The 12,807-nt window shown below is 39.7% G+C and carries 16 protein-coding genes; 10 read left to right on the top strand and 6 right to left on the bottom strand.

Annotated elements, in window-relative coordinates; genetic code table 11:
• Nucleotides 1-39: 39 nt before the first annotated feature.
• The 5 genes from ASE55_RS04690 to ASE55_RS04710 all read right to left on the bottom strand — a co-directional run bounded on the left by ASE55_RS04690 (nucleotide 40) and on the right by ASE55_RS04710 (nucleotide 4,407).
• Nucleotides 40-357: a hypothetical protein gene (locus tag ASE55_RS04690; RefSeq protein ID WP_056216135.1), complete on the bottom strand. Its 318-nt coding sequence runs from the start codon at nucleotides 355-357 to the stop codon at nucleotides 40-42.
• A 226-nt stretch (nucleotides 358-583) separates the two neighbouring features.
• Nucleotides 584-1,240: a YiiX/YebB-like N1pC/P60 family cysteine hydrolase gene (locus tag ASE55_RS04695; protein WP_202967102.1), complete on the bottom strand. Its 657-nt coding sequence runs from the start codon at nucleotides 1,238-1,240 to the stop codon at nucleotides 584-586.
• Complete coding sequence (locus tag ASE55_RS04700) at nucleotides 1,218-1,673, bottom strand: DUF1801 domain-containing protein (RefSeq protein ID WP_056216137.1); 456 nt, start codon at nucleotides 1,671-1,673, stop codon at nucleotides 1,218-1,220. The genes ASE55_RS04695 and ASE55_RS04700 overlap by 23 nt, the downstream gene beginning before the upstream one ends.
• Nucleotides 1,674-1,787: 114 nt before the next feature.
• Nucleotides 1,788-3,212: a hypothetical protein gene (locus ASE55_RS04705; RefSeq protein WP_056216139.1), complete on the bottom strand. Its 1,425-nt coding sequence runs from the start codon at nucleotides 3,210-3,212 to the stop codon at nucleotides 1,788-1,790.
• Between the two features lie 10 nt (nucleotides 3,213-3,222).
• Complete coding sequence (locus tag ASE55_RS04710) at nucleotides 3,223-4,407, bottom strand: hypothetical protein (protein WP_056216141.1); 1,185 nt, start codon at nucleotides 4,405-4,407, stop codon at nucleotides 3,223-3,225.
• A 174-nt stretch (nucleotides 4,408-4,581) separates the two neighbouring features.
• Between ASE55_RS04710 and ASE55_RS04715 the strand changes: the two genes are divergently transcribed.
• The 4 genes from ASE55_RS04715 to proC all read left to right on the top strand — a co-directional run bounded on the left by ASE55_RS04715 (nucleotide 4,582) and on the right by proC (nucleotide 8,272).
• Nucleotides 4,582-5,787 (top strand): pyridoxal phosphate-dependent aminotransferase, encoded by a 1,206-nt coding sequence (locus ASE55_RS04715; protein WP_056216143.1) that lies wholly within the window; start codon nucleotides 4,582-4,584, stop codon nucleotides 5,785-5,787.
• Between the two features lie 19 nt (nucleotides 5,788-5,806).
• Nucleotides 5,807-6,289, top strand: coding sequence for a hypothetical protein (locus ASE55_RS04720; protein WP_056216144.1), 483 nt, complete (start codon nucleotides 5,807-5,809; stop codon nucleotides 6,287-6,289).
• Nucleotides 6,290-6,292: 3 nt separating this feature from the next.
• Nucleotides 6,293-7,306 carry a UDP-N-acetylmuramate dehydrogenase gene (gene murB / locus ASE55_RS04725; protein ID WP_056216146.1) on the top strand — a complete coding sequence of 338 codons (1,014 nt, stop codon included), beginning with the start codon at nucleotides 6,293-6,295 and terminating at the stop codon, nucleotides 7,304-7,306.
• Between the two features lie 162 nt (nucleotides 7,307-7,468).
• Entirely contained in the window at nucleotides 7,469-8,272 is an 804-nt protein-coding gene (proC, locus tag ASE55_RS04730) for a pyrroline-5-carboxylate reductase (protein WP_056216148.1), read from the top strand.
• On the opposite strand, the gene ASE55_RS04735 is transcribed toward proC, so the two are convergent.
• Nucleotides 8,261-8,683, bottom strand: coding sequence for a VanZ family protein (locus ASE55_RS04735; RefSeq protein ID WP_056216150.1), 423 nt, complete (start codon nucleotides 8,681-8,683; stop codon nucleotides 8,261-8,263). The two genes, proC and ASE55_RS04735, sit on opposite strands and share 12 nt — an antisense overlap.
• A gap of 55 nt (nucleotides 8,684-8,738) precedes the next feature.
• On the opposite strand from ASE55_RS04735, the gene lnt reads away from it, so the two are divergent.
• From lnt to ASE55_RS04760, 6 genes are all read left to right on the top strand, one after another.
• Entirely contained in the window at nucleotides 8,739-10,373 is a 1,635-nt protein-coding gene (gene lnt / locus ASE55_RS04740) for an apolipoprotein N-acyltransferase (RefSeq protein WP_056216152.1), read from the top strand.
• A 342-nt stretch (nucleotides 10,374-10,715) separates the two neighbouring features.
• The gene (gene rpmB, locus ASE55_RS04745) at nucleotides 10,716-10,958 is read left to right on the top strand and encodes a 50S ribosomal protein L28 (RefSeq protein WP_002976757.1); all 243 of its coding nucleotides are present in this window, start codon (nucleotides 10,716-10,718) and stop codon (nucleotides 10,956-10,958) included.
• 3 nt (nucleotides 10,959-10,961) lie between these two features.
• A complete protein-coding gene (rpmG, locus tag ASE55_RS04750) occupies nucleotides 10,962-11,144 on the top strand; it encodes a 50S ribosomal protein L33 (protein WP_056216154.1) in 183 nt (60 codons plus the stop codon).
• Nucleotides 11,145-11,164: 20 nt separating this feature from the next.
• On the top strand, nucleotides 11,165-11,317 hold the full coding sequence (locus ASE55_RS19825; protein ID WP_082140648.1) for a DUF4295 domain-containing protein: 153 nt from the start codon (nucleotides 11,165-11,167) through the stop codon (nucleotides 11,315-11,317).
• A 157-nt stretch (nucleotides 11,318-11,474) separates the two neighbouring features.
• Nucleotides 11,475-12,428: a signal recognition particle-docking protein FtsY gene (ftsY, locus tag ASE55_RS04755; RefSeq protein WP_056216156.1), complete on the top strand. Its 954-nt coding sequence runs from the start codon at nucleotides 11,475-11,477 to the stop codon at nucleotides 12,426-12,428.
• 65 nt (nucleotides 12,429-12,493) lie between these two features.
• A complete protein-coding gene (locus tag ASE55_RS04760) occupies nucleotides 12,494-12,757 on the top strand; it encodes a GlsB/YeaQ/YmgE family stress response membrane protein (RefSeq protein ID WP_056216158.1) in 264 nt (87 codons plus the stop codon).
• Nucleotides 12,758-12,807: the final 50 nt, after the last annotated feature.

Here is a 12,807-nt window from a genome sequence, read left to right on the forward strand (position 1 = left end):
TCTGACAGCCGTTTTACTATTAAACGATATACATTCCGGTTACAGATACTTTCTGCAGACATATTCTACAGTCGTGCTCAAAAGTTTATTTTTATAAAGATAATACTCCAGCTGCTCAAAATCATCTGAACTGACATTAATGTACAACTGGACAGATCCGAAACTTCTTCCGTTGAGGTATTCAACATTTACAGACAACACTTTATGGCAAATCCCCAACTGATTGTAAATGGTATTCATGAGATGCTCAAACTTCACTTTCCCGTTCATTTCAATTTCAAGGATCCATTCTTTCCTGGGCTGGTTGATGCCGTTCTGTAAAACCTGGGGATTAGGATAGGGTGTTGGTGTTGTCATAGGATTCTTTTTAAGTTAAATACTGCTGCCGTTCACTGATCTGTCTTATTAAATCTCTGACAAAAATAGGAAAAATTATTAGTCTACCAAATTAGTAGGATATTAATTTACACTAAGCTTAATTATTTTTATCCGTGATTCAGCTTTAAACCATATCATTAAAGGTATTCAATAAAAAAAGCAGACCAAAAATCCGCTTTTACTATATCAAATCTAATGGTAGATGTTATTTCAGCTCCCCTATTCTCTCGAGTTTACCGGAGGCGGCTAAGCCATTAGGGTTGCATCCCGGCTCTCCTTCAGGGACTTCCAGATTTTTCTTCCGGTAAAACTCCTGCCAGAAAGCATTGGTTGCACCGGTTTTCGGATCGATGAAAGTCATCGGTTCGAGTTTAAAAATATGATCTTCCCTAAAAGCCCTTTCAATGAAATCTGAACAGTAATATGAATTTTCATCCAGAATATAATTAAAGTTGTAAGGCTTTCCCAACATAGATTCCGCTTTCTGAATGGCTGCGGGAACAGCATTCTGATATGGCGGCTTCAGGCGGTAGATCATCACCCTCTGCCCTTCATCAGACTGATCTTTTATAAATTCTTTTACACTTTGCTTCTGAGATCCTCCTTTCGACGCAGCATGAAGGACAAAAACTCCATTTCTGTTCTTTTCCACGATCCCGATATGATCGAAGGATGCATTTTCCTGTTTCTGGGTAACATTGTTAATTGCTCCCGAAAGTCCGGTTTCTTTTGCGGTGACGAAAAGCAGATCGCCGTTATTTAAACCTGAAAACTGCGCATTTTTACAGCTCAATAAAAGGCTTACCATAAAAATAACGGAAAGAAACCTCATCAGTATATTACTTTTTAAAATTGCTCTCATAAATTTCAATCCATTCTTCAACAGTCATTTTTTCACTTAGCCCTGCCAGCAGTTCCAGAGGGATATCATCCATTTTTTTGAAGCGGATACAGGATTTTCCCATATCCAGTTTCCGTTTGGAATATTTTGGAAATTCTTCGGCAAACCAGTTCAGCAGTTCGGGCTTTGCATAGATTCCCATGTGATATAAGGCAATGAAATTCTTCTGGGAAGCCAATGCCATAAACGGCAGCGGTGAGCCCGGCGTACAGTGATAGCCGGCAGGATACCTCTCCAGCGGAACGCCCCACCCTATCATTCCGGAGCTTATGCTTTGTGAAAAGCCTTCCGGTAAATGGTCATTGACGGTGTCAAATATTTTTCTGAAAACCTCCTGTCTTTCTTCAGGAACCTTTGTCAGGTAATCTTCTATGGAAACGGCCTGGATCTGCATTCTGGATTTTTTTATAATTGCTCAAATTAACAAAATTTAATTGACAATTATTTTAACGGGTATAAAAAAAATCAGCCTTACATAATGCAGGGCTGATTAAATATTTCCGGTAATTTATTTTATAAAATTATAAAGGCTGATCATCTGCACGTCTTTGACATTTTTCTGTAAAAACATGAGTTTATTGACATTGGGCACAAACTGAATTAAGTTTCCGTCTGTAAACCCGTAGTTCATAAAGAAGTTTTTTCCTTTATAATCTGCCGTAAGCTCTTTTGGAGTCAGGCTGGCAAAATCAAATGATTTCATGGAGAAACCGGTATTCCCGAAGGCTCCTTTTGGATAAACGGATGATACATAGAGGTTATCGCCGGATTCAATGACCTGGATTCTTCTTCCCACAGGGTTGCTTCCAAGCGGAACAAACTGCTTTACTTCCCCGTCTTTATCAAATTTCATCAGAACGCCCACATCCAGTTTGTAGACAGGATCCGGAAAACGGTTCATTGCTGAAGGCAGAGGCCTTGTAACACTCTCCTGCTGAACAGCCATTAAAACATCATCACCTTTAATGATGGTTTTAATTACCTTTACATCACTCATGTCTTTGCTGCCTGATAAATTGGTGGTGCTGATAACGGCTTTTCCTGATTTGATATCATACATCATCACCGTCCCGAATGTACTTCCGCCAAGAGTAACGGCCTGGTTTTTCCTGCCGAACGTCACCAGGTAATCATTATCATTTTTACTGATCGCATATAATTTTTCAGGGATATATTTGTCATCATACGGAAGGTCTTTATCTTCGGTATTGGAAACAAGCTCCATTTTGTAAGATTCTTTCCAGCCTGCAGCCTTACGCAGTAAAACAATTTTTCCGGAGTTGGTCAGTGTCAGGGATTTTTCAACATAATCGCTGCTCAACGAAATCTCTTTGGTCCAGACCGGTGAAAGTGTTCTGAGATCGAGAACCAATGCATCATTGATATTATCCGTCTTTTTACTTGCATAACGGTCATTGAAAACGGCAGCATATTTTCCGTTTTCAGAGAACACAACATAAGTGGTTCCGGATTTATTGGTAGATTCAATGGTATATTTAGCAATGCTTTTTGAGGTAAATGCCCCTTCTTTTCTGCTGAATACATGCTGGAATACTTCTTTTCTGTTTTCTTTTCCGAAGTATTCTTCGGTGAATACGACAAAACGGTCTTCATCAATCTGCTGGGACCCAAGGTAATTGTGAAGTACGCCATTTGTTTTATTTGCGTAGTCTTTTATATAAGTATCCACGAGGCTCCCGTTCTGATCCAGTTTTCTCATCAATATTTTTTTGTGAGGAAAAACATTTCTCATCAACCCGTCAATATTGATTACACTGAACATGTAGGAGTTATAATCATCGGCCAAAACAAGCTTTTCATTGGTTTCAAGGTTGGCATCCGTTGTAAACTTTGTACCTTCCGTTACTTTTAACTGTGCGGAAGCACAAACGGAAACCGTCATTAATGCCGAAGCAATAATCTGTTTAATCATTTTATTTTCTTTAGTTATTATAAATTTTTTCCTCTAATTTCTTCAGCTCAAGGTTGGCATCATATGATAACTTGATATCCACCAGGTGCTCCTGCAGTTCATTTAAATATTTTTCGGCCTCCTGGTAATTTCCTAATGCTATGTTAAGCCTGATCAGGTTGAAGTAAAGATATTCGCCGATCTTCTCATTGTAGAGTGCTTTTTTATCGCTGTAATTTACTTTTGTCAATGCATTTTTCCAGAGGTCAATCCCTTTCTGCATATTTTCCATCGCAGCTTTGTTCGGTGCATAATCTGATTTTGCCTGAAGCTTTTTCAGATTGGTCGTTACATAGATGTATGCTTTTTCAAGATCATCATAATCTCCCTTATTTTTCACTGTCTCAAGGCTCACGACAGAATTGATGGCCTGGTAGCCGAAATTATCATTGATTATATTCCTCGTCCGGTCCATGGTTCTCTGCAGGTATCTTTTTTCATGGACATTAAGATTGATTTCATTGGTGGGCACACTTGCAATTTCTGCGAAGTCCGAAAAATAGGTTTTATCTAATTTTACCACTCCGTTATGCTTGCCGATAATCCTTACGGGCTGGTTGGCGAAGGTTTTACCCTGGTTATCCTGGAAATTTGTTCTTTCCATTTCAATTTCTATGTTCAGGTAAGTCCCGCCTTTTGAGAACCCTGCCACATCCATTTGGGAAGCAAGGATTTTATTATCCACAATTAAAGCATCCCTGAGATCGGGCTGTCTGTATACCGGCATAGGAGGAATATTCAGGACAGGCCTTGAAGGCAGCCTTAATATAGGAGCGCCGTTGGTAGTTGCAATTTTTTCAACGGCTGAAAGTTTACTGTATTCTGCAGATTCCAGCTTATATTTTTCCTGAAGTTTTTTAACCTCAATATCATAATCATTCAGTCTTTCCTGATGCTCCGTTTTAGCCGTTTCCACATTGGCCTGGTAATTATCAACCTGATTCTGGTGATCTTCTTTGGAAATTCTCAGTACATCATCTTTTGTGATATTATAAGGAGACTTTACTGTAAGCACATAGGTGCGGTTTTTAAGATCAGTAGGGAAAACAGGTTCTTTCAAAAGTTGGAAGCTGATGGTTTCTTTATCGATCCGCTGGGCGAATGAAACCGTGGAAAAAAACAGCGGAATAATAGAAAAACAGTATAATTTCTTCATACATTATATAATAAGAGCGCAAAAGTATAATAATTTATCCAGATACCTCTTTTTGATTAAAAATTTAGTAATACCACATTTCACTATCGAAAGCTATGTTTATGTGGTTTCTTACCTCCTTTATTTTAATATTGGGAAATTAAATCTTATTTTTGTCATACAAATTTTTCAACAATGCCGAATATTTCAAACAGAGCACAACAGATGCCGCCGTCGCCGGTAAGGAAACTGGTTCCTTTTGCCATCAACGCCAAACAGAGAGGGATAAAAGTATATCACCTGAATATCGGACAGCCTGATATTGAAACTCCGGAAACGGCTCTTAATGCTTTAAAGAATATTGATTTAAAAGTATTGGAATATGCGCTTTCTGAAGGAAATTTAGACTACAGGCAGGCACTTACGGAGTATTACCATTCCCTGGGTTTTACAGACCTTACACCGGATCATTTTATCGTGACCAACGGAGGTTCTGAAGCATTGAACTTTGCGATTTCCACTTTGTGTGACGATGGTGATGAGGTAATCATCCCTGAACCGTATTATGCCAATTATAACGGTTTCACAAGCACTTTTAACGTAAATGTAGTTGCGGTACCGTCTACCATTGATACCGGTTTCGCACTGCCTCCGATTGAGGAATTTGAGAAAAAAATTACAGAAAAAACAAGAGCCATTGTAATCTGTAATCCCGGAAACCCTACCGGATACCTTTATACCCGTGAAGAGCTTCAGAAATTAGCGGAAATTGCTTTGAAATATGACATCGTGATTATCTCTGATGAAGTATACCGTGAATATGTCTATGACGGAAAACAGCAGATTTCGATGTTTGCATTTCCTGAGCTGGCAGAAAACTGCATCATCATTGATTCAGAATCCAAGCGATACTCTATGTGCGGCGTAAGAATAGGATGCCTGATTACCCGTTCCAAAAAAATTCATGATGCGGCTATGCTTTTTGCGCAGGCCAGGCTGAGCCCGGTATTGTTAGGACAGATTGCCGCTACTGCTGCGCACCAGAACGACGGTGCTTACATCAGGGCGGTAAGAGAGGAATACACGCACAGAAGGAATGTTTTGGTAGATGCACTGAATGCCATTCCCGGCGTTATCTGTCCGAAGCCGAAAGGCGCTTTTTACTGTGTAGCGGAACTTCCGGTTGACGATACCGAAAAGTTTGCCCAGTGGCTGCTGGAAAGCTACTCAAATCAAAATGAAACCATTATGGTGGCTCCGGCCGGAGGATTCTACAGCAATCCTGAATTAGGTAAAAAACAGGTAAGAATTGCCTACGTTTTAAAAGAAGAAGATTTAAAAAGGAGTGCCGCTATTTTAAAGGATGCCCTTGAAAAATACAAACTGGAATTCACTCATTAATTAAATAAGTACAGTATCTATGTCAGCAATAAAAAAATCCGGATTGAAAACGCTCATTCCCATTCTTTTATTGCTGATATTTTTTTCCTGTGATTCTAAAAAAGAAGAAAACAGTCCGTCCGGTAATTCCAATGAAATCATTTCCATAGATTATTCGGATATTGGCGGAGAGGCAGGAAATTATACCATTGTTAAAATCACAAAAGATTCTGCCCGCCTGGAGACCGGAGTTACCCAAAAGAAGATCCATAAAGAATGGAAATCTGCCATTACCCCTAAAACCTGGCAAAACCTCACCTCTGCTATTGATGTAAATACCCTGGATAAGATCAGGAGCTCACCCAGTAAACAGCCGGTAGACGGGTTTGATGAAACATTCCAGATCAGGACCCGCAAGAAATACCATGCGTATGTGAATGCATATGCAGATACCATTCATTACAGACAGCTTGAAAAACTGAAAGCCCAGATCCAAAACATGATTCCGCAGGAATACAAATAAACTATGCACGAAAATTTTTCTCTTAAGCCGTATAATACATTTGGCATAGATGCGAAAGCACGCTATTTTACCGAAGTACATTCTGTTGAAGAATTACTGGAAGCATTGAACAATCCCGTAACCCATTCCCTTCCCCTGCTGTTTTTAGGCGGAGGAAGCAATATCCTGTTCACTCAGGATTTTGAGGGGCTTGCCGTTCAGTTGAACTTAAAAGGCATCCATGAAGATATCATCAGTGACAATGAAGTTCTGGTCACGGTAAAAGCGGGAGAAAACTGGCATGAATTCGTTTTGTTCTGCCTGGAAAAAAATTACGGCGGGATGGAAAACCTTTCGCTGATTCCGGGAAATGTAGGAACCTCACCGATGCAGAACATCGGGGCGTACGGCGTGGAGATTAAAGATACCTTTGTAAGCTGCACAGTCCTGAACTTAGAAAACCTTCAGCTGGAAACCTTCAATAAAGAGCAATGCAGATTTGGCTACAGGGATTCTGTTTTCAAGCAGGAAGGAAAAGGGAAATATGTGATTACGGAGGTTTCTTTCACCTTAACCAGAAAAGACCATCAGCTTAAGACATCATACGGCGCGATACAGGCAGAACTGGAAAAATCGGGCATTGAAAACCCAACGATTCAGGATATTTCGAGGGCTGTAATCAATATCAGGCAAAGTAAGCTGCCGGATCCCAAGAAGACCGGAAATGCAGGAAGCTTTTTTAAGAACCCAACCATTCCGCTTATTCAGTTTGAAGAACTGCAGCAGCAATTTACAGATATCCCGGGTTACCCGAACGGAGATTTTGTAAAAGTTCCGGCAGGCTGGCTGATCGAACAGGCCGGCTGGAAAGGGAAACAGACCGGGAATGTGGCAACCCACAGGCTGCAGGCGCTGGTCATCATCAATGCTACCGGAAATGCTACCGGAAAAGAAATTTACGATTTTTCTGCGCAGATCATTGATTCCGTACAGAAAAAATACGGGATCGAACTGGAACGGGAAGTGAATATTATTTGATCTATTTAAGCATAACTAAATTTCAGATACTTCGGCTTCGCTCAGCATGACACTTCTAATACTGATATTTCTATCATTAACGTAGCTTTGATGTAATTATTTTAACAACGGAATCTGAGGCTCCTGAAGGATTTTTAAACCAATAAAAGCAAACACAAAAATATGAAAATTGCAATTCTCGGAGCCGGAAACATGGGTTTATCTTTTTCGAAATCATTTTTGAAATATGAATTGATAAAACCTGAAAATCTGCATTTGATTACAAGAAACCAATCTAAATTTTCAAAAATATCTGAAGAATTTCCAAAATCTGAAATTTCCACTTTCGACGAAACAATAGAATTTAATGCGGATTTAATCGTTATTGCCGTAAAGCCGCAGGATTTCCAACATGTTGCCGAAAATTTTCAGTTTCAGTTAAAAGAAAATCAAATGGTATTATCGATCATGGCGGGAATTAAAATAGAGAAAATTCAAAAATTACTCAATCATCCATTGGTCGTCAGAGCCATGCCGAATTCTCCTACGCTTTTAGGGATGGGAATCACAGGGTATACCGCTGCACAAGGTATTTCTTTTAGTCAATTAATCAATATTGAACGTTTGCTGAACTCAACCGGAAGATCGGTATATTTGGAAAACGAGGAATTACTGGACGGCGTGACAGCACTTTCCGGAAGCGGACCGGCATATTTTTATTACATTCTTGATGCCATGATTAAAGCCGGTGTCGAAATGGGAATTGATGAAAATTTATCCAGGCTTTTTGTACAGCAAACCATGCTGGGAGCCTATCATCTCATTAATAATTCTGATAAAAATCTGGAAGAATTAATTCAGGACGTTGCTTCAAAAGGCGGAACAACCGAAGCTGCCCTGAAAACTTTTAACGAAAATAATTTAAAAGAAATTATAAAACATGGAATTCTTAATGCGGAAAAACGTGCAAAGGAATTAAATAACTGATTTTCCAAACGTTTTCTCTACAAAATTCCGGATCAGGAACCCTAGGTAGACACCAAATGTATTCAGGATAATGTCATCCACCTCAAAAATCCCCATTCTGGTAAAATACTGAAGGCCTTCAACAATTGTGATGGCCTGGATAAAAACGAAAAGCAACGTTTTCAGATCATTAAAACGGGTGAAGATCCACCCCAGGAAACCGAAAGGAATGAACATGACGATATTCCCAATAACAATCTTGATTATCTCTTTCAGGGAAGCAGCTCCCTTAATAAAATTAATCGTTGCCAGCACAGGTTCTAAAGTCAGCAGGTTGTCTTCATACTGCGTCCTTCCCATTCCCAGAAACATGAGGTATAACAAAAATAAGGTATAGGGAACAATTATAATTTTGTACAATTTCTTTATCATCACTTGCCGGTTTATTCGCGTCAAAAATAGTAAATTTGTATCTTAAATAAATGTAATGAAATACATCTTACTTACGCTCATTTCGGCAATGCTGTTATCCATATCCTGGCCAACATACGGCGTTCCGTTTTTTATATTTTTCGCTTTGGTCCCGCTTCTGATGATGGAGCACAGCGTTTCAAAATTTTCAGAATACAGCAGAAAAAGCTGGGTGGTTTTCGGGCTGTCCTATCTGTGTTTTGTAATCTGGAATATAGTAACCACCGGCTGGCTGTACGGGTCTAAGAATCCTGACGGCAGCCATTCCATGATGGCCGTGGTATTTCCGGTTCTGGTTAATTCCCTTCTGTATTCACTGGTGTTCCAGTGTTACCACTGGTATAAGAATGCGCAGGGAACGTATTGGGGCCTGGCTTTTTTCATTGCGATCTGGATGAGTTTTGAAAAATTCCATTTAGGCTGGCAGTTGACCTGGCCGTGGCTGAATCTGGGGAATGTATTTTCAGATTACCCGAAAGTAATCCAATGGTACGATACACTGGGAGCCACCGGAGGAAGCTTCTGGATTCTCCTGATTAACATTCTGATATTTTATACGGTGAGGACTTGGGAGGCAGGCAGAAAGAGAAAAGACCTGATTAAAAATTCTTCTGTTGTAGCGGCTTTAATTGTTATTCCGATGATTATTTCGGCGGTTCAGTATAATAATTTTGATGAAAAGCCTATTGGCTCGGTCAATGTCATGATGCTGCAGCCTGATCTTGATCCTTATGCTGAAAAATACTCCAAAGACAGTATGGTCATTCAGAATGATTTGCTGAACCTTGCCGAGAGCAACTCAAAAGGAAAAATAGATTATTATATTGCCCCGGAAACTGCCCTTCCCGGAAGAGGTTCCATTTCTGAAAACGCTTTTGAAAAAAGCATCATCCTGAATAACCTTAAGGCATTTTTATCAAGACATCCAGGTTCTGTGTTTGCAACGGGCATCTCTTCGCACCGGATGTATACCAGCCCTGAGAACTTGCCGGAAGAAGCATATCAGCTGAACCAGGGACTTTGGGTGGAAAGCTTTAATTCTGCCGTTCAGGTGATCCCAAATCAGAAAGTGGAGGTCTACCATAAAGGGAAGCTTGTTCCCGGCGTAGAAATCTTCCCTTACATGAACTACTTAAAACCGGTTTTAGGGGATGCGATGATCAATTTAGGCGGGACAGTGGCTTCCCTGGGAACCGATAAAGAGCGGGTTGCCTTTTCAAACCCTTTCAACAAAGGAAAAATTGCCCCGATTATCTGTTATGAAAGCATTTACGGGGAATTTACCAGTGATTATGTGAAGAAGGGAGCCAACTTCCTTGCCATCATGACCAACGACTCCTGGTGGGGGGTGACGGAAGGCCACAGACAGCTGTTATCATATGCCAGGTTAAGAGCTATTGAAACCAGAAGGGAAATTGCCAGGGCTGCCAACAGCGGAATTTCTGCACATATTGATGCCAGAGGTGAAATCGTGGCGGATACTTTTTACGGGGACAAGACTACCCTGTTTGCCAAAGTAAACCTTTACGATCAGATGACATTTTACACAAGAGCCGGAGACTTGCTGTCAAGATTCTCAATATTTGCTTTAGGGTTCCTGCTGTTTTATTTTCTGATCAAAAGGTTCCAGAACAGAATAAAAAAAAGTTAAGGTCAGCAATCGCGAGAAGCTGATGAGAGAATATAAAATTTCTTCTTTTAAAAGATGCATCTGAGATAAAACCGGACTAAATGAGCTGTAATTCCATTGGTATTTCAGTATCATAATTAATCCTGGATAACCATTTATATTTCAGGGGTACCTTATTTTTTTTGAGAATGAATTTAAACTTGAGATTTGATACTTTCGCGGTCTGGCTGTATTTTAACCGCGAAATCGTTGTTACGGATCAGTAAGTTATTGCAAATAATTTCTTAAAAGATTTGTCTATCTGAAATATTCTTCGTTATTTTGCACTCTCAAATATTATAGTACAAATAAGAACATCGAGATATGTCAAGAATTTGCCAAATAACAGGAAAGCGTGCAATGGTTGGTAACAACGTTTCTCACGCTAATAACAAAACGAAGCGTCGTTTTGAAATTAACTTATTAGAGAAGAAATTTTACCTTCCGGAGCAAGATAAGCACGTAACACTGAAAGTATCAGCTCATGGATTGAGAGTGATTAACAAAATTGGAATCGAAGAAGCTATTGAAAGAGCGACTAGAAACGGATTGATTAAAAAGAACTAAATCATGGCAAAAAAAGGAAACAGAGTTCAAGTAATCCTTGAATGTACAGAGCATAAAGAAAGCGGTATGCCAGGAATGTCCAGATACATTTCTACAAAAAATAAAAAGAATACAACTGAAAGATTAGAATTGAAGAAATACAATTCTGTTCTTAAGAAAGTTACAGTTCACAAAGAAATCAAGTAATTTATAAAATATAATTTACCATGGCAAAGAAAGTAGTAGCAACCCTACAAAGCGGACAGTCAAAAAAAATGACTAAAGTTGTTAAAATGGTTAAGTCTTCTAAATCAGGAGCTTACGTTTTTGACGAAAAAGTAATGAATGCAGACGAAGTAGACGGTTATTTGAAGAAATAATCTCCGCTTTATTTACAATATAAAAACTACTCATCTTTTGGGTAGTTTTTTTGTTATCTTTGCTTTTGGATTAATATTGGGTTATGCATTACAAATGATAAACAGTCAGGCGAAATGATAGCTCAGAACCTGTAATTAAAATTCCGTAATTCATAAGATGAGTTGGTTTAAAAAGATTTTTAAGAAAGAAGAAAAAGAAACATTAGACAAAGGATTGGAAAAGTCCAGCCAGGGTTTCTTTGAGAAAATGACAAAAGCCGTAGTCGGCAAAAGCAAAGTAGATGATGAAGTCCTGGATAACCTGGAAGAAATCTTAATTGCCTCCGACGTGGGCGCCTCTACCACCATCAAAATCATCGAAAGAATTGAAGAGCGTGTTGCCAGAGATAAATACGTCAGCATAAATGAGCTGGATAAAATCCTCCGTGAGGAAATCTCAGGTCTTTTGCTGGAAAATCCTCATGCAGGAACAGGTAATATTGATGCTTCCAAAAAACCTTACGTCATCATGGTGGTCGGTGTAAATGGTGTCGGGAAAACCACAACCATCGGTAAGCTGGCCCATCAGTTCAAATCGGAAGGCAAAAAAGTAGTTTTAGGCGCTGCCGATACTTTCAGGGCTGCAGCTGTTGATCAGCTTGTGATCTGGAGCCAGAGAGTGGGTGTTACCATCATCAAACAGGAAATGGGTTCCGACCCTGCTTCTGTGGCATTTGATACCGTTCAGAGTGCCATTGCCCAAGATGCCGATGTAGTGATCATTGATACCGCGGGAAGGCTCCACAATAAGATCAATCTGATGAATGAACTTTCTAAAATCAAAAGAGTGATGCAGAAGGTGATTCCTGATGCACCGCACGAGGTTTTACTGGTTCTTGACGGTTCTACAGGACAGAACGCCTTTGAGCAGGCAAAACAGTTCACAGCGGCAACGGAAGTGAATGCGCTGGCCGTGACAAAACTTGACGGTACCGCAAAAGGAGGTGTCGTGATCGGTATCTCTGATCAGTTCCAGATTCCGGTAAAATACATCGGTGTCGGAGAAAAGATGCAGGACCTGCAATTATTCAATGGTACGGAATTTGTTGACTCGTTCTTCAAGAAGAGATGATGAGAGTCATCCCTGTCTAAATTCAAATAATAAATCACACATTAACATTTAAAAAATTTACGACTATGGGAATTTTAACTTGGATCATATTTGGTCTTATCGCAGGTGCTATTGCAAAAATGATTATGCCCGGGAATCAGGGCGGCGGATGGCTGATCACCATTATTTTAGGAATTGTGGGAGCTTTTATCGGAGGGGCAATAGGTGTCTATGTTCTTCACTGGGGAGATGTTGATTCTTTCTGGAACTTCAGAAGCTGGATCCTTGCCATCGGAGGTGCATTGATTGTTCTCTGGATCTACGGAATGGCGACAAGGAGGAGTGCCTGATCAATGTAAATAACATTTATTAAAAATAAAACGGCGGATTTGAAATTTCA

This window comes from Chryseobacterium sp. Leaf201, assembly GCF_001421435.1.
Lineage (GTDB): Bacteria > Bacteroidota > Bacteroidia > Flavobacteriales > Weeksellaceae > Chryseobacterium.

Bases quoted from the DNA above. Each gene is read 5' to 3' on its own strand.
- ASE55_RS04690 (WP_056216135.1), bottom strand. From the start codon at position 357: ATGACAACACCAACACCCTATCCTAATCCCCAGGTTTTACAGAACGGC.
- ASE55_RS04695 (WP_202967102.1), bottom strand. From the start codon at position 1,240: ATGAGAGCAATTTTAAAAAGTAATATACTGATGAGGTTTCTTTCCGTT.
- ASE55_RS04700 (WP_056216137.1), bottom strand. From the start codon at position 1,673: ATGCAGATCCAGGCCGTTTCCATAGAAGATTACCTGACAAAGGTTCCT.
- ASE55_RS04705 (WP_056216139.1), bottom strand. From the start codon at position 3,212: ATGATTAAACAGATTATTGCTTCGGCATTAATGACGGTTTCCGTTTGT.
- ASE55_RS04710 (WP_056216141.1), bottom strand. From the start codon at position 4,407: ATGAAGAAATTATACTGTTTTTCTATTATTCCGCTGTTTTTTTCCACG.
- ASE55_RS04715 (WP_056216143.1), top strand. From the start codon at position 4,582: ATGCCGAATATTTCAAACAGAGCACAACAGATGCCGCCGTCGCCGGTA.
- ASE55_RS04720 (WP_056216144.1), top strand. From the start codon at position 5,807: ATGTCAGCAATAAAAAAATCCGGATTGAAAACGCTCATTCCCATTCTT.
- murB (WP_056216146.1), top strand. From the start codon at position 6,293: ATGCACGAAAATTTTTCTCTTAAGCCGTATAATACATTTGGCATAGAT.
- proC (WP_056216148.1), top strand. From the start codon at position 7,469: ATGAAAATTGCAATTCTCGGAGCCGGAAACATGGGTTTATCTTTTTCG.
- ASE55_RS04735 (WP_056216150.1), bottom strand. From the start codon at position 8,683: ATGATAAAGAAATTGTACAAAATTATAATTGTTCCCTATACCTTATTT.
- lnt (WP_056216152.1), top strand. From the start codon at position 8,739: ATGAAATACATCTTACTTACGCTCATTTCGGCAATGCTGTTATCCATA.
- rpmB (WP_002976757.1), top strand. From the start codon at position 10,716: ATGTCAAGAATTTGCCAAATAACAGGAAAGCGTGCAATGGTTGGTAAC.
- rpmG (WP_056216154.1), top strand. From the start codon at position 10,962: ATGGCAAAAAAAGGAAACAGAGTTCAAGTAATCCTTGAATGTACAGAG.
- ASE55_RS19825 (WP_082140648.1), top strand. From the start codon at position 11,165: ATGGCAAAGAAAGTAGTAGCAACCCTACAAAGCGGACAGTCAAAAAAA.
- ftsY (WP_056216156.1), top strand. From the start codon at position 11,475: ATGAGTTGGTTTAAAAAGATTTTTAAGAAAGAAGAAAAAGAAACATTA.
- ASE55_RS04760 (WP_056216158.1), top strand. From the start codon at position 12,494: ATGGGAATTTTAACTTGGATCATATTTGGTCTTATCGCAGGTGCTATT.